Source organism: Allobosea sp. RIT-PG3_2, assembly GCF_057321085.1.
Genome location: NZ_JBXWCA010000010.1, coordinates 129,255 through 147,689, shown reverse-complemented (window position 1 = coordinate 147,689; position 18,435 = coordinate 129,255). Strand labels below are relative to the sequence as shown.

Here is an 18,435-nt window from a genome sequence, read left to right as displayed (position 1 = left end):
GGGAGAACGTCTGATGTCGGCGGCGTGTTGGGACTTCTGGATCGATCGCGGCGGCACCTTCACCGACGTGATCGGACGTGATCCGGCTGGCAATCTCCATGCCAGGAAGCTGCTCTCCGAAAATCCCGGCGCTTATCGCGACGCGGCCGTCCAGGGCATCCGCGACCTGCTCGGCCTGAAGGCGGGCGAGGCGATCCCGGCCGGTGCGGTCGGCGAGGTCAGGATGGGCACGACCGTCGCGACCAATGCGCTGCTGGAGCGCAAGGGCGACCGCACGCTGCTCGTCACCACCAAGGGTTTCCGCGACGCGCTGCGCATCGGCTACCAGGCGCGGCCCGACATCTTCGCCAAGGAGATCGTCAAACCCGAGCAGCTCTATGAAGACGTGCTGGAAGTCGAGGAGCGTGTGCTCGCCGACGGCACGATCGAGCGCGAACTTGACGAGGCGGTGGTCCGCGGGGCGCTGCAGGCGCAGTACGATGCCGGTTTCCGCGCCGTCGCCATCGTCTTCATGCACGGCTATCGCTACGCGGCGCATGAGCAGGCGGCGGCGCGCATCGCCCGCGAGATCGGCTTTCCGCAGGTGTCCGTCAGCCATGAGGTCTCGCCGCTGATCAAGCTGGTCGGGCGTGGCGACACCGCCGTGGTCGATGCCTATCTCTCGCCGATCCTCGGCCGCTATGTGCAGCAGGTTTCGGAGGAACTCGATGTCGCCCGCACCGGCGCGCGACTGATGTTCATGATGTCCTCGGGCGGTCTCACCGCCGCCGAGCTGTTCCAGGGCAAGGATGCGATCCTGTCGGGCCCGGCCGGGGGCGTCGTCGGCCTTGCCGAGACCGGCCGCTCGGCCGGCTTCGCCGAGGTGATCGGCTTCGATATGGGAGGGACCTCGACCGACGTCGCGCATTTCGACGGCGAGTATGAGCGCGCCTTCGAGACCGAGGTCGCCGGCGTGCGCATGCGCGCGCCGATGATGCTGATCCATACGGTCGCGGCCGGCGGCGGCTCCATTCTCCACTATGACGGCGCGCGCTTCCGCGTCGGCCCGGATTCGGCCGGCGCCAATCCTGGTCCGGCCGCCTATCGCCGCGGCGGGCCGCTCGCGGTGACCGACGCCAACGTCATGGTCGGCAAGCTGATCCCGTCCTATTTCCCGGCGATCTTCGGGCCGAAGCAGGATGCGCCGCTCGACGTCGAGACGGTGCGGGCCAAGTTTGCGACGCTTGCGGCGGAGGTCGGTGACGGCCGCTCGGCCGAGGAGGTCGCGGACGGCTTCATCCAGATCGCGGTCGCCAACATGACCGAGGCGATCAAGAAGATCTCGGTCCAGCGCGGCTACGACATCACCCGCTATGCGCTGAATTCCTTCGGCGGTGCCGGCGGGCAGCATGCCTGCCTCGTCGCCGATGCGCTCGGCATCAAGACGGTGCTGCTGCATCCCTTCTCCGGGCTGCTCTCGGCCTACGGCATGGGCCTCGCCGAAATCCGCTCGACGCGGACGGCGGCGCTGGATGTCCCGCTCGATGGCGAGGCGAAAGCAGCGATCGAGGCCGTGGCCGGGAAGCTCGCTGCCGAGACCCGTTCGGAGGTCGCGGGGCAGGGTGTGGCCGCGGGCGACATCGCCATCCATACCAGAGCCCATATCCGTTACGCCGGCACCGACACCGCGATCGCGGTCCCGGCTGGGACACGGGCTGCGATGCAGGAGGCCTTCCAGACTGCGCACAAGGCGCGCTTCGGCTTCATGGACGAGACCAAGGCGCTGGTCGTCGAAGCGGTCGAGGTCGAGGCGGTCGGTGGCGGCGCCAAGTTCGAGGAGGCCTCAGTCGCGGAAGAGGCTGGCGAGCCGGCGATCGCCGAGCGCACGCGGCTGTTCTCCAAGGGCGAATGGCACGATGCCGCCATCGTCCGGCGCGAAGCGATCAGGCCCGGCCAGAGCGTCGCGGGGCCGGCAATCATCATCGAACCCAACCAGACCGTCGTCGTCGAGGATGGCTGGAGCGCCAAACTCACGGCCAAGGACCATCTCGTCCTCGTGCGTAGCAAGGCGTTGGTGCAGCTGGCGGCGATCGGCACCAAGGCCGATCCGGTGATGCTCGAGATCTTCAACAACCTGTTCATGTCGATCGCCGAGCAGATGGGCGTGACGCTGCAGAACACCGCCTATTCGGTGAACATCAAGGAGCGGCTCGACTTCTCCTGCGCGGTGTTCGACCAGACCAGCGCGCTCGTCGCCAATGCGCCGCACATGCCGGTGCATCTCGGCTCGATGGATCGTTCGGTCGAGACGGTGATCGCCAACAATCCGGTCATCAAGCCGGGCGACGTCTATTGCCTCAACGCTCCCTATAATGGCGGCACGCATCTGCCGGATATCACGGTCTGCACGCCGGTCTTCGATGCCGAGGACAGGGACATCCTGTTCTGGGTGGCGAGCCGCGGCCACCATGCCGATGTCGGCGGCACGGCGCCGGGCTCGATGTCGCCGCTGGCGACGAACATCGAGGAAGAGGGCGTCTATATCGACAACTTCAAGATCGTCGATCAGGGCCGCTTCTGCGAGGAAGACCTCGTCAAGCTCCTGACCGGGGCGCGCTATCCGGTGCGCAACGTCGTGCAGAACGTCAACGACCTGAAGGCGCAGATCGCCGCCAACGAGAAGGGCGTGGCGGAGCTGAAGAAGATGATCGGCTCCTTCGGCCTCGATGTCGTGCAGGCCTATATGGGCCATGTGCAGGACAATGCGGCCGAGAGCGTGGCGCGGCTTCTGACCAAGCTGCACGATTCCGAATTCACCTACCCGATGGACCAGGGCTGCGCGATCAAGGTGAAGATCACCATCGACCGCGAAAAGCGCGAGGCAACGGTCGATTTCACCGGCACCTCCGAGCAGCGGCCGGACAATTTCAACGCGCCGGCGCCGGTCACCCGCGCCGCCGTGCTCTACGTCTTCCGCGTCATGGTCGACGATGCGATTCCGATGAATGCCGGCTGCCTCAGGCCGATCAAAATCGTCGTGCCGGAGGGCTCGATGCTGGCACCGCGCTATCCGGCGGCCGTCGTCGCGGGCAATGTCGAGGTGTCGCAGGCGGTGACGAACACGCTGTTCGGGGCGCTTCAGGCGATGTCCTGCTCGCAGGGCACGATGAACAACCTCACCTTCGGCAACGACCAGTACCAGTATTACGAGACGATCTGCTCGGGCTCGCCGGCGGGGCCGGGCTTCAACGGCACCTCGGGCGTGCATGTCCACATGACCAATTCGCGGCTCACCGATCCGGAGATCCTGGAGACGCGCTTCCCGGTCGTACTGGAGGATTTCCACATCCGCGCCGGTTCCGGCGGCAAGGGCGAATGGACGGCGGGCGACGGCACCAGCCGCACCATCCGTTTCCTGAAGACGATGGATTGCGCGATCCTCGCCTCGCACCGGAAGGTGAGGCCCTTCGGCGTGAAGGGTGGCGAGCCCGGCCAGCTCGGCAAGACGCTGGTGCGCAGGCTTTCCGGCGCGATCGAGGAGCTGAAACCGTCCGACCAGACGCTGCTCGAAGCCGGCGAGGCAGTGACCGTGATCACGCCGACGGCTGGGGGCTATGGAAAAGCCGAGGGTTGAGGCTTAGCTCCGTCTCTCGACCATGGAGACGGACATGCCTCAGACCTGGATGATCACCGGCGCCAATCGCGGCATCGGGCTCGCGCTCACCATCGCATTGCTGCGGCGAGGCGACCATGTCGTTGCCGCGGCGCGCAACCCCCGGGGCGGGGCGCTGGGCGATCTCGCAGCCGAATATGCCGGGGCGCTGACGCCGCTCGAACTCGACGTCACCTCCGACGAGAGCGTGGCGGCGGCAAAGGAGGCGCTGGCGGGGCGCCCGGTGGATGTTCTCCTCAACAATGCCGGCCTCTACGGCCCGCGCGACCGCCAGAGCGGGCTCGATGTCGATTTCGACGAATGGCGCGAGGTCTTCGAGGTCAATGTCTATGCGCCGGTGCGGGTGGCGCAGGCCTTCCTACCCAATATAGAGGCCGGGCAGGCGCGCAAGATCGCGACGATCTCCAGCCGCATGGGCTCGATCGCCGGCAATCCCGGCAACGCCCTGATCTATCGCTCGTCGAAAGCTGCGGTGAACATGGCGATGGTCGTGTTCGGCAATGCCGTGCGCGAGCGCAATGTCAGCGTGCTGCTGTTCCATCCGGGCTGGGTCCAGACCGATATGGGCGGCGGCGGGGCCGACATCACCCCTGCCGAGAGCGCGAGCGGGCTGATCCGCACCATCGACGCCTCGGGCATCGCCGAGACCAACAGCTTCCGCGACTACACGGGCGAAAAGATCGCCTGGTGATAGTGGGCGGTCGGCCGCTCAGCTCGCCCGCGTCGAGGCGAGCCAGAGGCCGCCGCCGACCAACAGGCCGCCGCTGAACTTCGACAGAAGCCGGACGCGCCGCTGCGAGAGCAGATGGCCGGCGCGGCCGGACAGCATGGCATAGGCGCCGTCGCTGAGCGCGGCGAAGGCCAGCGCGGTCGCGCCCATAATCGCGATCTGGGTGACGTGGTCGCGCGCCGGGTCGAGGAACTGCGGGAAGAAGGCACCGAAGAACAGCAGCGTCTTGGGGTTGCTGAGCGCCACCAGCGCGCCCTGCAGGAAGAAGCCGCCGCGCGGCGCCCTGGCCGGGGCGCTGCCGTCGAGGTCTGCGCCGGCCGAACGGAACATCTTCCAGCCCAGCCAGATCAGATAGGCGGCGCCCGCCAGCCGCAGCCACTCGAACCAGTGACCGAGCGCTGCGATGACGGAACTGAGGCCGATGCCGGCGACCACGACCATGATCGCGAGGCCGGCCTGGGTTCCTGCCACGTTGAGGAGGCCGGCGCGGGTACCGTGCTTCAGGCTGTTGGCGATGATCAGCGTGACCGTCGGACCGGGAACGATGATGATGACGATGCAGGCGAGCAGATAGGCGGCATAGACTTCGAGCGACATGGCGCGGGCCTCCGGCTGTGTCGCCTAGTGATCTGCCGATGCCGAACGGGTGTCCAGCCCCTTTGCGCCGCCGGAACGGGAGGTTTGCGATGGCTCAGGCCAGCTTTGCCGTGCGGCCATTGACGCCGGAGCGCTGGAGCGATCTGGAAGACCTCTTCGGACCGCAGGGCCCCTGCTATGGCTGCTGGTGCAACCATTTCCGCATGCCGCAGCGCCTGCGCAAGCCTCTGCTCGGCGAGGGAGCGCGCCGGCTGTTCGAGGAGCGGGTGCGGGACGGGCCGCCGCCGGGCGTGCTGGCCTATGCGGAGGACAAGGCCGTGGGCTGGCTGCAGATCGGCCCGCGGGCACATATCCCTGAATGGAACAATCCGCGCCGCGCCTCGACGCCATTGCCGGACGCGGCGGCCGAGGACATCAGCAATTGGGCGGCTTCCTGCTTCTTCGTGAGGAGGGGATTTCGCGGCAAGGGCGTCACCGGCGCGCTGGTTGATGGAGCCGTTGCGTTTGCGACGGATAGCGGCGCGCGGCTGATCGAGGCGGCTGCCATGGACAACCAGGACAAGCGCAGCGCGGAGGGGCTCTATGTCGGGCCGGAAAGCGTGTTCCGGCGCGCGGGCTTCGTCGAGGTGGCCCGGCAGAAGCCGGGGCGGCCGCTGCTCAGGCTGATACTGTAGGCAGAACGGGTTTCGCTCTATGCGAGGATGAAGTCGCGGATCGCCTGTAAGGCGCCATCCCGATCGTCGGCGAGAATACCGTGGCCGCAATCGGTGAAGCGCTGAAAGCGGACTTGTTCAGGTGGGAGGCTTGCCGCGATCTGCTCGCTGAAGGCGATCGGTGTGATCGGGTCCTTGTCTCCGGCCATGACGAGAACCGGGCAGGACACGCGCGCGAGCGCATCCCTGAAGTCGAAGCGGCCGTGCTCGTTGCGGGGACCGTTGAAGTGGACACCAGTTTCGTTGCGCATGATGGCGCGGGCAATCCACGATCCGTCATCCGTCTGGTTGCGAGGTGCGTAAAGCGGGACGCAGATCTTCCCGTAAACCGCCCGCGTGGTATCGGAGGGAGCTGACCAATAGTTTCGGGCCGCCTTTTCCGCTTCGGCGCCTCCGAGGCGTTCGAAAGCCGCATAGACCTGCTGAAAATCAAACTTTGCGGCCGTGCTGACCAGGATAAGTTTTGCAGCATGGCCGGCATGGCGGGTTGCATAAGCTTGCGCGACGAAGCCGCCGAAGGAGGTTCCCAGCACGACCGGTTTCTCGATGCCGAGCGTGTCGCAAAGAGCCCTGACATCGTCGCCCCACTGGTCGAGCGTCCAGCGGTCTGTCGGACCGTTCTCGCTGCGCCCGCAACCACGATGGTCGTAATAGACGATCTGGGCGATGTCGCTCAACGCCGAGAAGGCAGGCTTGTACATGCTGTGGTCGAAACCTGGCCCGCCATGAAGCAGGACGAGCGTCGGCTTCTCGCGCATCCTCGGCCCGTCGGGGACCAGCCCAGCTCCCTCGATATCGACGTAGAGGCGAACCCCGTTCACGGTGACGTGCATGATTGTCGTATCCGGGAGCTCAATTCCTCAGCCCGCTCAGAAAACCCGTCAGCCGCTCCAGCGCCTGTCGTCCTTCCGGCCTGTCGAGGTCGAACTGGTATTCGTGCGGCAGCTTCGGCTCGGTTTCGGGCGGGAAGAACAGCGTGTCGACCTTGACGCCGCGGTCTTGCAGAGCCTGAGCCATCACCACCGATTGCGGCGCCAGCGGGTCGCCATTGCCGACCGTGATGAAGCTCGGGGGGAAGGTTTCCGTCACATAGCGCGGAACCGCGGCTTCGGTGATGCGGTCGCTCTCCAGCGGGTTCGACACGCCGAAATAGGCGAAGAGCACGGAGCGGATGAAGCTGCCGAAGGGCCCGGAAAGATCAAGCGCCGTCGGGTCGAAGGCCCCGCAGAACAGCGCGACGCCTCGCAGTGTGGCGGGCTCGAACGCCGGCTTGAGGCCGAGCAGCTCGGCATAGTCCTTTCCGGTCAGGCCGGCGGCGAGCTGGGCGGCGATATGCGCGCCGGCCGAATCGCCGGCGAGCACGATCCGCGAGGGGTCGAGGCCAAGGCGCTGGCTTTCGCGCTGCAGGAAGCCGAGCGCTTCGTTCACCTGCAGCACGGGCTCGGGGTAGCGGGCGGTCGGCGCGCGGGTGTAGCCCACGGCAACGGCCGGATAGCCGCGCCCGGCCAGGATCTTCAGGTAAGGTCCGACATCCTTCCGGTCGCCACCGACGAAGCCGCCGCCATGTACCCAGACGATGGTGGGCCGGCCGGGCTGGGCACCGCCCTGCGGCAGGTAGACATCCAGCCGCGCCTCCTCGGCCTTGCCGTAGGGAATATCGAGTCGCTCGCGAAGCGAGGCCGGAACGTGCTTGGCCAGGGCCGCATTGGTTCCCGAAGCACCGTAGGCGAAGGCCATTCGGGTCAGCAGGGCCGAAGGCCAGGGCGACAGGACGAAGGCTGCATAGGCCGCGAGCGCCAAGCCGAGGCAGAGCAGGAGAATCCGGGTCGCGCGTGGTCTCATCGTGCGAAGCTAGGCTGCCTCTCGTCCGTGGGCAACGCCGCTGACAAAGCAGGCGCCGCGCCAGGAGGTGCACGTTTATGTAATCGGCTAAGTTGTTGATTTTGTTGTAATATGAAGCTGCCGTTAACCTCCCGTTCGTTCGCGTCTGCGAAACGGGCCGTGGCTACGAGACGGTGACGACCATGCGACGACTGGGTTTGACGGCGAAGATCATGGCATTCTTCGCGCTGCTGAGCCTCGCCGGGGCGCTTGGCCTCGTCAGCGCGCTGCAGGGTTTCGACGAGGCCCGGCGCATCGATGCCGCCGCCTTCGCCGATATCGGACTGGCCAGCAGCGCCTCGCTGCTTTCCAGCCGCGTCGCAGCCGCAGCCCTGCTCAGCAGTGTCGACGCCGACATGCCCAAGCGGGAGGTCGAGACGATGCTGGAGCGGCTCGACGGCGCCGTCGAGCTGGTCGACGCGGCCCGCGCGCATCTGATCTCCTCCTTGCCTGTCGCCTTACGCGAGGCCAACCCGACGCTCGACGCCCGGATCCGGACCTTCATCGCCTTTCAGCGCGGCATCGTCGATATCGGCCGCCGCGTTTCGGCGAAGGCCGCCCTCCTCGAAGCGGGAGCCGATGAGGCACGGACCAATGTCGACCAGATCATCATCACGACATCGGCCCTGCGGGACCAGCTTGCGCGCCGTGCGGCCGAGACGGCAGCCCGTGCCGGGGAGCGCGCCGGCCATGTCCGGCTCTGGACCATCCTGTTCGCCTGCCTGCTGCCACTCGCCGGTGGATTGGCGGCGCTGCTGCTTCTGCGGAGCCATCTGACGCGGCCGTTGCGCAGCCTCATGACGGCGATCGGGCAGGCCGCGGCATCGGATCACGTGATCGAGGTGCCCTATCGCGGGCGGGCCGATGAAATCGGCCAGCTCGCCCGCATCGTGCGCCAGTTCAGCGAGGTGCGGGCGACGCTGGTGACGCGCGAGGCGGAAGCAGGCGACGCGCGCCGCCATGAGCAGATGCGCAGCGCGGAGCTTGCCCGCATCGCCGACGAGTTCGAAGCGCGGCTCGGCCTCCTGCTCGGAGAGATCGGCCGGGAGAGCGAAGTGCTGCGCATGGCGCTGCAGGACGCGGCGGTGCGGGTCCATCAGGTCTCGAAGAGCACGGAGACCGCAGCGGGCTCCGTCGACGGAGCCGGCATCGAAGCGCGTCGCTCCAGCGAGGCCGCGCTGCGCATGGAATATGTCATCGGCCAGATCAACACCGAAGTCAGGCGGGTTTCCGAGATGGCGACCGCCGCGACGCATGAAGCGGCCGGGACCCACGCGCTGGTGACGCGGCTGAGCGAGAATGCCGCCCAGATCCGCGATGTCGTCGGCATCATCGAGGCGGTCGCGCGGCAGACGAACATGCTGGCGCTCAACGCCACGATCGAGGCGGCGCGGGCCGGCACCCATGGCCGCGGCTTCGCCGTGGTCGCCGCCGAGGTGAAGACGCTGGCGAACCAGGCCTCTGAGGCGGCTGCACGGATCGTGGGTCGTATCGCGCAGGCCGAGGAAGCCCTTTCCCATGCGGCGGGAGCCGTCTCGTCCATCGGAACGAGCGTTGCCGCCGTCGAGCAGACTGGAACCGAGATCGCGACGATGGTGAATTCGCATGTCGAACTGCTGGGTTCGCTCGGCGAGACTGTGGGGCGCATCTCCGACGTCACCGCCACGGCGGCGATCGCGATGAGCGAGATCGCGGCCGCCAATCTGCAGACTGTTGGGCAGGCCGATATGGGCGCCGCGAGTGCCGGCAAGCTCGACCGGCGGATTCATGCGCTGCAGGTGGAGGCCGGTGCCTTCGTGCGGCGCCTGCGCGCGGCCTGAGCGGTTTCCGCATCGTCGCGCTTGCCTTCGGCGCGCGACTCGGCCCCATCTGCGCCATGCCTTCTTCGACGGTCCCATCACGATGAGCTGGTCGCCTCAGCAGGATGCGGCATTGACCGCCGTTGCGCGCTGGCTGCAGGCCGGCGAGCCTCAGCTCTTCCGCATGTTTGGCTATGCCGGCACCGGCAAGACCACGCTGGCGCGCCATATCGCCGAGGCGGTCGACGGCGAGGTCGTCTTCGCCGCCTATACCGGAAAGGCTGCGCTCGTCTTGCGCAACAAGGGCTGCGATGGCGCGCAGACCATCCATTCGCTGATCTACCGCTCGCGCGGCGTCGAGGAGGAGAGCCCGACCTTCGTGCTCAACCGCGAGAGCGCGGCCGCCAAGGCCAAGCTTATCATCATCGACGAATGCTCCATGGTCGACGAGGATCTGGGGCGCGACCTGCTCTCCTTCGGCACGCCGGTACTGGTGCTCGGCGACCCCGCCCAATTGCCGCCGGTCAAGGGCGGCGGCTTCTTCACCGAGCAGGAGCCGGACGTGATGCTGACGGAGGTCCATCGCCAGGCGGCGGACAACCCGATCGTGCGGATGTCGATGATCGTGCGCGAGGGCGGGCGGCTCGAACTCGGCGAGTACGGCCCGAGCCGGGTGATCCGGCGCGACGAGATCAATCCCGAGATCGTCATGGGTGCCGACCAGGTGCTGGTCGGCATGAACAAGACGCGGCGCAACTACAATGCCCGCATCCGCCAATTGATGGGCCGCACCGATAACAGCCCGGTCGCGGGCGAGAAGCTGGTCTGCCTGCGCAACGACAAGAGCAAGGGGCTGCTCAATGGGGGCTCCTGGATCGTGCAGGAGATCAAGACCTCGAAGAAGGGGCTCGTCACCATGCGGGTGACGCCGGAGGACGACACCGGCGCCAAGGCGGTGAAGGTGTCGGTGATGCCGAATTTCTTCGACGGCACCGAGGAGGAGATCCCCTGGGAGCTGCGCAAGCACACCGACGAATTCACCTTCGGCTACGCGCTGACGGTGCATAAATCGCAGGGCTCGCAATGGGACGACGTCGTGCTCTTCGACGAGAGCTTCGCCTTCCGCGAGCACCGGGCGCGCTGGCTCTACACCGGGCTGACGCGCGCGGCGGAGACGATCACGGTGGTGGTTTAGCGCGTTCGGGCGACGTCTTATTTGAGTGGGAAGCGCTGGCGGACTGGCTCTAAAGCTTGCTGATTTTGTACGGAACCACGCCTTCATCCCGGGCTTGACCCGGGATCCATGCCAGAGCCTGTCGGACGGATCGTCGGGCATGGATCCCGGATCTGCGCTTCGCTCCGTCCGGGATGACCAACGTTTCCACGAAAACGCGGCAGGCTCCAAGCGAACGCCGCCGCTTGCGGCTAAGGGTACGCGGCATAAGCGCAAATCGCCTCGTTCGGTTCGCTGGGTGATGGCACCGCCTGGAAAGCCGGCCCGCCGCACTTCACGGATCAGAGTTGCGCAGTCGCCTTATGCGCCGCTCTTCGACTAGCGAAAGGCATTTCCAAACATGTCCGTCTGACGGGCAGGCGCGCCAACGCCTGGCTGCGTGTAGGCAGGCCCATCCGCTCTTTTGCTGGGAACGGTATCTTGTGTGACACAACCGACTGGCCCGAGCAGGATGAACACCACGGTGACACAGCGTTTCAGCACAGCGAACTCCATTGTTGCATTCCGGAACCAGCGCCGGACGTCCTCTTCGGACAGCTCGGCTTTTCGCCTACTATTCGTACGACCTTCAAGCTGAAAGCTGTCCCTGGGGACAATCTACGAAGGCATATCGACACACCGGGTTTCGCTGTCACATCACGGCAGGCACGACGGCGACATCCGGAAGCAAACATATTCGAGGCGCGACTCGGGCCAGCAGCGTTCATCCGGATGGCCGCTTCCAAACGTCGACTCATCCGTCACAAAGCCTGCGCCGTCGTACCCTTCGCGATGACGGGGCCTGTCGGGCGGCCTGTCGGCGAGCCTGTCGACGGTTCCAGCGTGATTTCGAAGAGCTGGTCGCGACCCAGGGGCAATTGATCCAGCCGCAGCGGCGTGCTGCGGGCGCGGTCGATGAGCCCGACCGAGCGGGGGCCGACCGCGCGATCCCACAGCGTCCAGATCTCGAGCGCCTTGCCTTCGGGAACCGCGATGTTCTGCAGCGGCACCATCTCGACGCGACCGTCGGCGAAGGTGTTGACCACGGCGGCAGCCACGCTCGTATCCGTGAGCAGCACCGCGACCATGACCGGCTGACGCCTTGCCCGGTCGAGCGCACCGATCAGGCCCGCCGCGAGCAGGAGCGTAGCGAACGCGCCGGCCAGCGTTGCGCCGCGCCAGACCGGCAAGCTTTCCCACCAACCTGCGAAGCGGCTGCGCGTTTGGGCGGCCGCCCGGCGGCCGGGTTGCGCCGCCATGGCGATCGCCGCCTCGATGCCCGGCCACAAGGCAGGCGAGGGCGGGATGGCCGGGGCCGTGCCGTCGATCGGCGCGAGGCGGCTCTGCCAGCGTACGACGGCGAGGGACAGGTCGCGGTCGTCATCGAGGCGTTGCTCGAAGCGCTCGCGGTCGACGCCCTCGATCAGGCCGAGCACATACTCGCCTGCGAGCGCGTCGCGGTCCTCAGGCGTCGGGATCGTGCCGGAGAGCGGGCTCATCCGAGGCACTCCTTCAGCGTGATCAGCGAGCGCCTGATCCAGGACTTCACCGTACCGAGCGGCACGCCCAGGCGCCCGGCGATCTCGCCATGCGTGAGACCCTGGACGAAGGCAAACAGCACCATGCCGCGTCGCTGGGCCGGCAGCGCCTCCAGGCAACCCTGCAGGGCTTTTGCGTCGGAGAGCTTGGCCATGACGGTTTCCGGATCGTCCTCCTCGCTCGCGGTGTCCTCGGCCAGCGGGCTGTCGCTCGTTTCGGTGCGCCTCTCATCGCGCAGGATCGAGAGCGAGCGGTTCCGCAGGATGGCGTAGATCCAGGTCAGGCCGCTGCCGCGCTGCGGATCGAACCGCGCCGCATGTCGCCAGATCAGGATGAAACTGTCCTGCACCGCTTCCTCCGCCAGCGCCCGGCGCTTCAGGATGCGCAGGGCCACACCGACCATACGCGGCGACTCGGCCTCGTAGATGCGCTTCAATGCCGATTTATCGCCGCCGGCACAGGCGAGGAGCGCTTGTTCGATCGCGATCGTCATTTCCGGTCGCGCGGCGTCGCCCGCCATCCTCGTCTCCCTGATCGGCCAGCGCGCCTCGGCACGGTTCCGGCAAAAGGTTACACGCTGGAAACGATCATGGATGCAGCGATTTTCTTTATTTTTCCCGGCGCATCCGGACACTCCCCTGGCGTCTAACCCCTCCGAGCGCCGCGAGCCTTCGACAGGCCGGGCGGCGCCGCGAAACACAAGCGGAGGACGACGACATGACCAGGACAATGCGCATTGCGCTGACGGCCACGACCATCCTGAGCGCCGGCTCGCTGGCCGGGCTGGCCCAGGCGGGAACGCTTGCGGCGCTGAGCGGCGACAACACCCTCACCATGATCGACACGGCGACGATGAAGGCCGGCAAGTCGATGAAGGTCACCGGCATCGACGGCAAGATCGCCGGCATCGACGTGCGCCCGGCCGACGGCATGCTCTATGCGCTGGCGACGGACGGCACGATCTACACGGTCGATACCGCCGGCAAGGCGACGATGAAGTCGAAGATGGACACGGTGCTCGCCGCCGATGCCATGGCGACCGTCGATTTCAACCCGGCCGCCGACCGGCTGCGCGTCATCGGCTCTGACGGCACCAATCTCCGCGTCAATGTCGAGGACGGCAAGACGACCGTCGACGGCAAGCTGAAATTCGCCGAGACCGACATGCACAAGGGCGAGGCACCGATGATCGTGGCCGGCGCCTATACCAACTCGATGAAGGGCGCCAAGGAGACGGCGCTCTATGACATCGACGGCAAGATCGGCGGGCTGATCAAGCAGGCGCCGCCGAATGACGGCATGCTCGGCGCGGTCGGCAAGCTCGGCGTGACGGCGAAGGCCATCGCCTTCGACATCGAGACCGGGGCGGACGGCGCGAATACGGGCTGGCTGCTGGCGGATGGCGCCCTGCACAAGGTGGATCTCGCCACGGGCAAGGCTACGATGGTCGGGAAGGTCGCCGGTCTCAGCGCGCCGGTACGAGACGTCGCCGCTCTACCGGCGATGTAGAGGCGGGCGATCGCGACGACCATTCGCAGGGGGCCGTCGCTTCGCAGGAAGCGGCGGCCTTTCGCTTGGGCTCAGCGGAGCCCGGTCAGGCCCATTCGCGCTGCTTCAGCTTGTCCTCGAACGCGTCGATCTTCGCGTTCTTTTCCATGGTCAGGCCGATATCGTCGAGGCCGTTGAGCAGGCAGTGCTTGCGGAAGGGGTCGAGCTCGAAGGTGATCGTGCCGCCGTCCGGGCCCTGGATCGTCTGCTTCTCGAGGTCGATGGTCAGCGTGGCGTTGGAGCCGCGCTCGGCATCGTCGAACAGGGCGTCGAGCTGCTCGGGCGTAACCTTGATCGGCAGAATGCCGTTCTTGAAGCAGTTGTTGTAGAAGATGTCGGCGAAGCTCGTGGAGATCACGCAGCGGATGCCGAAGTCGAGCAGGGCCCAGGGCGCGTGCTCGCGCGAGGAGCCGCAGCCGAAATTGTCGCCGGCGACCAGGATCTGCGACTTGCGATAGGCCGGCTGGTTCAGCACGAAATCGGGGTTTTCCGAGCCGTCGTCCTTGTAGCGCATCTCCGAGAACAGCGCGGTGCCGAGGCCGGTGCGCTTGATCGTCTTCAGATACTGCTTCGGGATGATCATGTCGGTGTCGACATTGACCACCTTCATGGGCGCTGGGGTCGAGGTCAGGGTGGTGAAGGGCTGCATGGCGGAAACTCCGATGGGCCTTTTTGCGATGTTCTTGCCGGTATGACGATGAGGGTTTCAGAGCTGCGAGGTCAGCAGCTTGAAGCTGGCGAAGGTAAAGAAGGCGGCGAGGCAGGCCTCGGCCCGGCGGCGGACCCGGCGATAGCCCGCGACCATGGAGGCGGTGGAGAACAGGACGGCGTAGAACTGGTTGATCGCCAGCGAGATCAGCATGCAGCCGATGATGATGGCGTAGAGCACGACCGGCGGCGTATCGGACCGCAGGCCGAGCGCGATGATCGCCGTCCAGCTCAGGATCGCCTTGGGGTTGGTGAGATGCATGAGATAGCCGCGCAGGAAGGCGCGATGCCCGGGAACGGCGGCCCTTGCCGGCGGCATGTCGACGCGCAACGCGGATCGCGCCGAACGCCAGGCAAGAAACAGCAGGTAGATGCCGCCGACGATCTTGATGGCGTAGAGCGCGCCGGGATGCGCCACGACCAGACCGGTGACGCCGATGGCGGCGAGAACGCCCCAGGTCAGCGAGCCGGCGGTGACGCCGAGCGCCAGGGTGGCGCCGGCGCTGCGGCCGCGCTCCATCGATGTCGCCATCACGGCGAGGTTGCTCGGGCCGGGGCTGGCGACCGCCAGGAAGAAGGCCGAATAGACCAACGTCAGGTTGGGCAGATGGCGGATCAAATCATCCAGCATCGTCCAGCGCTCCGGCTTCGATGGCTTCCATGTCCTCGTCGGAGAAGCCGAAATGGTGGCCTATCTCATGGACCATGACATGGGTGACGATGGATCCGAGGCTCTCGTCATGCTCGGCCCAGTAATCGAGGATCGGCCTGCGATAGAGATGGATGGTGTTGGGCATCTGGCCCGTCTGCGGGCCGAAGCCCTGCTGGGGCAGGCCGACGCCGCTGAACAGGCCGAGTAGGTCGAACGGGCTCTCCGCCTCCAGCTCCTTCAGCACGTCGTCCTCCGGGAACTCCGTGACGTTGAAGATCACGTCCGAGCACAAGGCGCGGAACTCCTCCGGCAGGCGGTCGAAGGCGGCTTGCGCCAGCACCTCGAACGTATCCTGCGACGGCGCCTTGGCTCCGTCCCAGTCGATCTCCGTGCTTCTCGTCGCCACGGCGTCCATAACCTGTCTCACCAAACCTTCAGCTGATGGCCGAGCCACCAGGCCAGCACGACGACGCCCAGCAGCGAGAGCGTGCGGCCGATGCGCCGGCCCCAGAGCTCGATCCTGTCGCCATCGGGCGCGTCGGCGCCCGAGAAATGCTGTGCCGCCCGGTTCATCGAGGAGCCGAGCACGGTTTCGCTGTCGCGCTTGACCCGCTCCAGCGCCGCCTTGGCCTCGGCCTCCCGAGAGGCTCCGCGGGGATCGTTCGTCATGATCGGCTCCCCGCGTTTGCCGCTCAGCCCAGGGTGCGGACGTCGATGAAATGGCCGGTCAGCGCCGCGGCCGCCGCCATCGCCGGCGAGACCAGATGCGTGCGGCCGCGATAGCCCTGACGGCCCTCGAAATTGCGGTTCGAGGTCGAGGCGGCGCGCTGGCCGGGCTTGAGCTGGTCGGGGTTCATGCCCAGGCACATCGAGCAGCCCGGCTCGCGCCATTCGAAGCCGGCAGCGAGGAAGATCTTGTCGAGGCCTTCCAGCTCCGCCTGGATCTTCACCAGGCCCGAACCCGGCACGATCATGGCGTAGTCCAGGCTTTCATGGATCTTCTTGCCCTCGACGATCTTGGCGACCGTGCGCAGATCCTCGATGCGGCCATTGGTGCAGGAGCCGATCCAGATCACGTCGAGCGGGATCTCGGTCATCTTCGTGCCGGCGGAGAGGCCCATATATTCGAGCGCGCGCTTCTTCGAGGCACGCTTGACCTCGTCGGCGATCAGCTCCGGATCGGGCACGGCGCCGGTGACCGAAATGACGTCCTCCGGGCTGGTGCCCCAGGAGACGATGGGCGGCAGATTGGCGGCGTCGAGCCTGACCACACGGTCGAAATGCGCGCCGTCCTCGGTGTACAGCGTTTCCCAATAGCGCACGGCGGCCTCCCAGGCGGAGCCCTTCGGCGCCTTCGGGCGGTCCTTGAGATAGGCGAAGGACTTCTCGTCCGGCGCGACCATGCCGGCGCGCGCGCCGCCCTCGATCGACATGTTGCAGACCGTCATCCGGCCTTCCATCGACAGGCCGCGGATGGCCTCGCCGGCATATTCGATCACCGAGCCGGTGCCGCCGGCCGTGCCGATCTCACCGATGATGGCGAGCGTGATGTCCTTGGCGCCGACGCCGGGGGCAGGCGTGCCGTCCACCTGGACAAGCATGTTCATCGCCTTCTTCTGGATCAGCGTCTGCGTGGCCAGCACATGCTCGACCTCGGAGGTGCCGATGCCGTGGGCGAGCGCGCCGAAGGCGCCATGCGTCGACGTGTGGCTGTCGCCGCAGACGATGGTCGTGCCGGGCAGGGTGAAGCCCTGCTCGGGGCCGACGATGTGGACGATGCCCTGGCGCTTGTCGAGCTCGTTGAAATACTCGACGCCGAAGTCCCTGGCGTTCTTCGCGAGCGCCTCGACCTGGATGCGGCTTTCCTCTTCCTGGATGCCCTTGGAGCGGTCGGTCGTCTGGATGTTGTGGTCGACGACGGCGAGCGTCTTTTCAGGACTGCGGACTTTGCGGCCGGTCATGCGCAGGCCTTCGAAGGCCTGCGGACTCGTGACCTCGTGGACGAGGTGGCGGTCGATGTAGAGCAGGCAGGTGCCGTCATCCTGCCGGTCGATGACGTGGTCGTCGAAAATCTTGTCGTAGAGCGTGCGGGGGCCTGTTGACGCAGTCATGGCTTGGTCTCGGTCTTTAAAACTGTGACTTGGAAATCGGTGCATCGCCGCGCCGGTCATTCCGACGCGTTGGGTCAAGCGCCTGTCGCCGGCCGCGAGAGCGGCCGGTCTCAGGCGCTGGTAAGGCCCGCGGCGATGGAGGCTGTGAAGCGGCCGAAGAAGCGCCACGGCAGGCGGGCATGATCATCCAGCGCGACAAAATCCTGCGTCGTCGGCAGGGGCGGCAGATGGCCCTCTCCCTGCACGGCGCAGAAGCGCTGGAACTGATGCTCACACGGCGACATGGGCACTATGTAGCAGTTCCAATGAAGCCGGACAATCGACGCCATCGCAGCCATGTCATCAATGTGACGCAGAGGTGCCGGGGCGGCAGGACCGCCGGAAGTGGCAGAGTCAGAGCTCGCTGCGCAGCTGCCAGAGTTCCGGGAAGAAGGAGCGCTCCAGGGCGGTCCTCAGGAATTTCACGCCGCTGGAGCCGCCGGTGCCCGGCTTGAAGCCGATGATGCGCTCGACCGTCTTCATGTGGCGGAAGCGCCATTGCTGGAACTGGTCCTCGACGTCGACCAGTTCCTCGGCGAGCTCGTAGAGATCGAAGTAGCGCGGCGTGTCCCGGTAGATCGTAAGCCATGCCGCCTTCACGGCATCGCTCGCGACATGCGGCACGCTCCAGTCGCGCTCGATGCAGTCGGCCGGGATCGGCAGGCCGCGCCGGGCGAGCAGGCGCAGGGCTTCGTCATAGAGGCTCGGCGCCTCCAGCAGCGCCTGCAGATGCGCATGGTGCCCGGCATCGTGCCGGTGCATCGCCATCATGCGAGGGTCCTTGGCGCCGAGGCGGAACTCCAGCGCGCGGTACTGGTAGGACTGGAAGCCCGACGATTGGCCGAGCGCGTCGCGGAAGGCGAGGTAGTCGGCCGGCGTCATGGTCGAGAGCACGTCCCAGGCGCTGACGAGCTGGGACTGGATGCGTGAGACCCGCGCCAGCGATTTGAAGGCCGGCTGCAGCTGGTCGGCCCGGATCGCTGCGGTGGCGCCGTCGAGCTCATGCGCGGCCAGCTTAAGCCAGAGTTCCTGTACCTGATGGATGGTGATGAAGAGCAGTTCGTCCGGCGCGTCGCTCAGCGGCTTCTGCGCCGCGAGCAGGAGATCGAGGCCGAGATAGGAGGCGTAGTCCATGCGCTCCTTGAAGTCGGTCTGCATGCCCGGTTCGACGCGGCTCTGATGATCCCCTGTGCCGGTGCCCATCGCTCTGCCCTCGCTTGCCATGCGCCTTGACGAAGGGAAGGCGCCATATA

18 protein-coding genes are annotated in these 18,435 nt (G+C 66.6%); 6 read left to right on the top strand and 12 right to left on the bottom strand.

Annotation, left to right across the window (positions count from 1 at the left end):
• Positions 1 to 13: 13 nt before the first annotated feature.
• Positions 14 to 3,613, top strand: a complete 3,600-nt coding sequence (locus tag AC2FAN_RS23445) for a hydantoinase B/oxoprolinase family protein (protein WP_485176543.1) — start codon at positions 14 to 16, stop codon at positions 3,611 to 3,613.
• A gap of 34 nt (positions 3,614 to 3,647) precedes the next feature.
• On the top strand, positions 3,648 to 4,343 hold the full coding sequence (locus tag AC2FAN_RS23440; protein WP_485176542.1) for an SDR family oxidoreductase: 696 nt from the start codon (positions 3,648 to 3,650) through the stop codon (positions 4,341 to 4,343).
• An 18-nt stretch (positions 4,344 to 4,361) separates the two neighbouring features.
• On the opposite strand, the gene AC2FAN_RS23435 is transcribed toward AC2FAN_RS23440, so the two are convergent.
• Positions 4,362 to 4,979: a LysE family translocator gene (locus AC2FAN_RS23435; RefSeq protein ID WP_485176541.1), complete on the bottom strand. Its 618-nt coding sequence runs from the start codon at positions 4,977 to 4,979 to the stop codon at positions 4,362 to 4,364.
• 89 nt (positions 4,980 to 5,068) lie between these two features.
• Between AC2FAN_RS23435 and AC2FAN_RS23430 the strand changes: the two genes are divergently transcribed.
• The gene (locus AC2FAN_RS23430) at positions 5,069 to 5,653 is read left to right on the top strand and encodes a GNAT family N-acetyltransferase (protein ID WP_485176540.1); all 585 of its coding nucleotides are present in this window, start codon (positions 5,069 to 5,071) and stop codon (positions 5,651 to 5,653) included.
• Positions 5,654 to 5,670: 17 nt separating this feature from the next.
• On the opposite strand, the gene AC2FAN_RS23425 is transcribed toward AC2FAN_RS23430, so the two are convergent.
• Positions 5,671 to 6,450 (bottom strand): alpha/beta fold hydrolase, encoded by a 780-nt coding sequence (locus AC2FAN_RS23425; RefSeq protein ID WP_485176595.1) that lies wholly within the window; start codon positions 6,448 to 6,450, stop codon positions 5,671 to 5,673.
• A 94-nt stretch (positions 6,451 to 6,544) separates the two neighbouring features.
• Positions 6,545 to 7,534, bottom strand: a complete 990-nt coding sequence (locus AC2FAN_RS23420; protein WP_485176539.1) for an alpha/beta hydrolase — start codon at positions 7,532 to 7,534, stop codon at positions 6,545 to 6,547.
• 212 nt (positions 7,535 to 7,746) lie between these two features.
• Between AC2FAN_RS23420 and AC2FAN_RS23415 the strand changes: the two genes are divergently transcribed.
• Positions 7,747 to 9,393 (top strand): methyl-accepting chemotaxis protein, encoded by a 1,647-nt coding sequence (locus AC2FAN_RS23415; RefSeq protein WP_485176538.1) that lies wholly within the window; start codon positions 7,747 to 7,749, stop codon positions 9,391 to 9,393.
• A gap of 82 nt (positions 9,394 to 9,475) precedes the next feature.
• Positions 9,476 to 10,567 carry an ATP-dependent DNA helicase gene (locus tag AC2FAN_RS23410; protein ID WP_265054311.1) on the top strand — a complete coding sequence of 364 codons (1,092 nt, stop codon included), beginning with the start codon at positions 9,476 to 9,478 and terminating at the stop codon, positions 10,565 to 10,567.
• A 779-nt stretch (positions 10,568 to 11,346) separates the two neighbouring features.
• Here the strand turns inward: AC2FAN_RS23410 and AC2FAN_RS23405 are convergent.
• The gene (locus AC2FAN_RS23405; protein WP_485176537.1) at positions 11,347 to 12,084 is read right to left on the bottom strand and encodes an anti-sigma factor; all 738 of its coding nucleotides are present in this window, start codon (positions 12,082 to 12,084) and stop codon (positions 11,347 to 11,349) included.
• Entirely contained in the window at positions 12,081 to 12,644 is a 564-nt protein-coding gene (locus AC2FAN_RS23400) for a sigma-70 family RNA polymerase sigma factor (protein WP_485176536.1), read from the bottom strand. Before AC2FAN_RS23400 ends, AC2FAN_RS23405 begins: the two co-directional genes overlap by 4 nt.
• A 197-nt stretch (positions 12,645 to 12,841) precedes the next feature.
• On the opposite strand from AC2FAN_RS23400, the gene AC2FAN_RS23395 reads away from it, so the two are divergent.
• Positions 12,842 to 13,633: a DUF4394 domain-containing protein gene (locus AC2FAN_RS23395; RefSeq protein ID WP_485176535.1), complete on the top strand. Its 792-nt coding sequence runs from the start codon at positions 12,842 to 12,844 to the stop codon at positions 13,631 to 13,633.
• An 85-nt stretch (positions 13,634 to 13,718) separates the two neighbouring features.
• Here AC2FAN_RS23395 and leuD read toward each other — a convergent pair whose 3' ends face one another.
• The 7 genes from leuD to kynA form a co-directional block, all read right to left on the bottom strand.
• Positions 13,719 to 14,321 (bottom strand): 3-isopropylmalate dehydratase small subunit, encoded by a 603-nt coding sequence (gene leuD, locus AC2FAN_RS23390; protein ID WP_485176534.1) that lies wholly within the window; start codon positions 14,319 to 14,321, stop codon positions 13,719 to 13,721.
• 57 nt (positions 14,322 to 14,378) lie between these two features.
• Complete coding sequence (locus AC2FAN_RS23385; protein ID WP_485176533.1) at positions 14,379 to 15,011, bottom strand: LysE family translocator; 633 nt, start codon at positions 15,009 to 15,011, stop codon at positions 14,379 to 14,381.
• Complete coding sequence (locus tag AC2FAN_RS23380; RefSeq protein ID WP_485176532.1) at positions 15,001 to 15,438, bottom strand: metallopeptidase family protein; 438 nt, start codon at positions 15,436 to 15,438, stop codon at positions 15,001 to 15,003. The genes AC2FAN_RS23385 and AC2FAN_RS23380 overlap by 11 nt, the downstream gene beginning before the upstream one ends.
• A 17-nt stretch (positions 15,439 to 15,455) precedes the next feature.
• Positions 15,456 to 15,701 (bottom strand): hypothetical protein, encoded by a 246-nt coding sequence (locus AC2FAN_RS23375; protein ID WP_265054305.1) that lies wholly within the window; start codon positions 15,699 to 15,701, stop codon positions 15,456 to 15,458.
• A 23-nt stretch (positions 15,702 to 15,724) separates the two neighbouring features.
• Positions 15,725 to 17,143 carry a 3-isopropylmalate dehydratase large subunit gene (leuC, locus tag AC2FAN_RS23370; RefSeq protein WP_485176531.1) on the bottom strand — a complete coding sequence of 473 codons (1,419 nt, stop codon included), beginning with the start codon at positions 17,141 to 17,143 and terminating at the stop codon, positions 15,725 to 15,727.
• A 110-nt stretch (positions 17,144 to 17,253) separates the two neighbouring features.
• Positions 17,254 to 17,472, bottom strand: a complete 219-nt coding sequence (locus tag AC2FAN_RS23365) for a hypothetical protein (RefSeq protein WP_265054303.1) — start codon at positions 17,470 to 17,472, stop codon at positions 17,254 to 17,256.
• 64 nt (positions 17,473 to 17,536) lie between these two features.
• A complete protein-coding gene (gene kynA, locus AC2FAN_RS23360) occupies positions 17,537 to 18,385 on the bottom strand; it encodes a tryptophan 2,3-dioxygenase (protein ID WP_265054302.1) in 849 nt (282 codons plus the stop codon).
• Positions 18,386 to 18,435: the final 50 nt, after the last annotated feature.

What these genes read in the sequence shown, in the direction of transcription:
- AC2FAN_RS23445 (WP_485176543.1), top strand. Translation starts at nt 14, where the DNA reads ATGTCGGCGGCGTGTTGGGACTTCTGGATCGATCGCGGCGGCACCTTC.
- AC2FAN_RS23440 (WP_485176542.1), top strand. Translation starts at nt 3,648, where the DNA reads ATGCCTCAGACCTGGATGATCACCGGCGCCAATCGCGGCATCGGGCTC.
- AC2FAN_RS23435 (WP_485176541.1), bottom strand. Translation starts at nt 4,979, where the DNA reads ATGTCGCTCGAAGTCTATGCCGCCTATCTGCTCGCCTGCATCGTCATC.
- AC2FAN_RS23430 (WP_485176540.1), top strand. Translation starts at nt 5,069, where the DNA reads ATGGCTCAGGCCAGCTTTGCCGTGCGGCCATTGACGCCGGAGCGCTGG.
- AC2FAN_RS23425 (WP_485176595.1), bottom strand. Translation starts at nt 6,450, where the DNA reads ATGCGCGAGAAGCCGACGCTCGTCCTGCTTCATGGCGGGCCAGGTTTC.
- AC2FAN_RS23420 (WP_485176539.1), bottom strand. Translation starts at nt 7,534, where the DNA reads ATGAGACCACGCGCGACCCGGATTCTCCTGCTCTGCCTCGGCTTGGCG.
- AC2FAN_RS23415 (WP_485176538.1), top strand. Translation starts at nt 7,747, where the DNA reads ATGGCATTCTTCGCGCTGCTGAGCCTCGCCGGGGCGCTTGGCCTCGTC.
- AC2FAN_RS23410 (WP_265054311.1), top strand. Translation starts at nt 9,476, where the DNA reads ATGAGCTGGTCGCCTCAGCAGGATGCGGCATTGACCGCCGTTGCGCGC.
- AC2FAN_RS23405 (WP_485176537.1), bottom strand. Translation starts at nt 12,084, where the DNA reads ATGAGCCCGCTCTCCGGCACGATCCCGACGCCTGAGGACCGCGACGCG.
- AC2FAN_RS23400 (WP_485176536.1), bottom strand. Translation starts at nt 12,644, where the DNA reads ATGGCGGGCGACGCCGCGCGACCGGAAATGACGATCGCGATCGAACAA.
- AC2FAN_RS23395 (WP_485176535.1), top strand. Translation starts at nt 12,842, where the DNA reads ATGACCAGGACAATGCGCATTGCGCTGACGGCCACGACCATCCTGAGC.
- leuD (WP_485176534.1), bottom strand. Translation starts at nt 14,321, where the DNA reads ATGCAGCCCTTCACCACCCTGACCTCGACCCCAGCGCCCATGAAGGTG.
- AC2FAN_RS23385 (WP_485176533.1), bottom strand. Translation starts at nt 15,011, where the DNA reads ATGCTGGATGATTTGATCCGCCATCTGCCCAACCTGACGTTGGTCTAT.
- AC2FAN_RS23375 (WP_265054305.1), bottom strand. Translation starts at nt 15,701, where the DNA reads ATGACGAACGATCCCCGCGGAGCCTCTCGGGAGGCCGAGGCCAAGGCG.
- leuC (WP_485176531.1), bottom strand. Translation starts at nt 17,143, where the DNA reads ATGACTGCGTCAACAGGCCCCCGCACGCTCTACGACAAGATTTTCGAC.
- AC2FAN_RS23365 (WP_265054303.1), bottom strand. Translation starts at nt 17,472, where the DNA reads ATGGCGTCGATTGTCCGGCTTCATTGGAACTGCTACATAGTGCCCATG.
- kynA (WP_265054302.1), bottom strand. Translation starts at nt 18,385, where the DNA reads ATGGGCACCGGCACAGGGGATCATCAGAGCCGCGTCGAACCGGGCATG.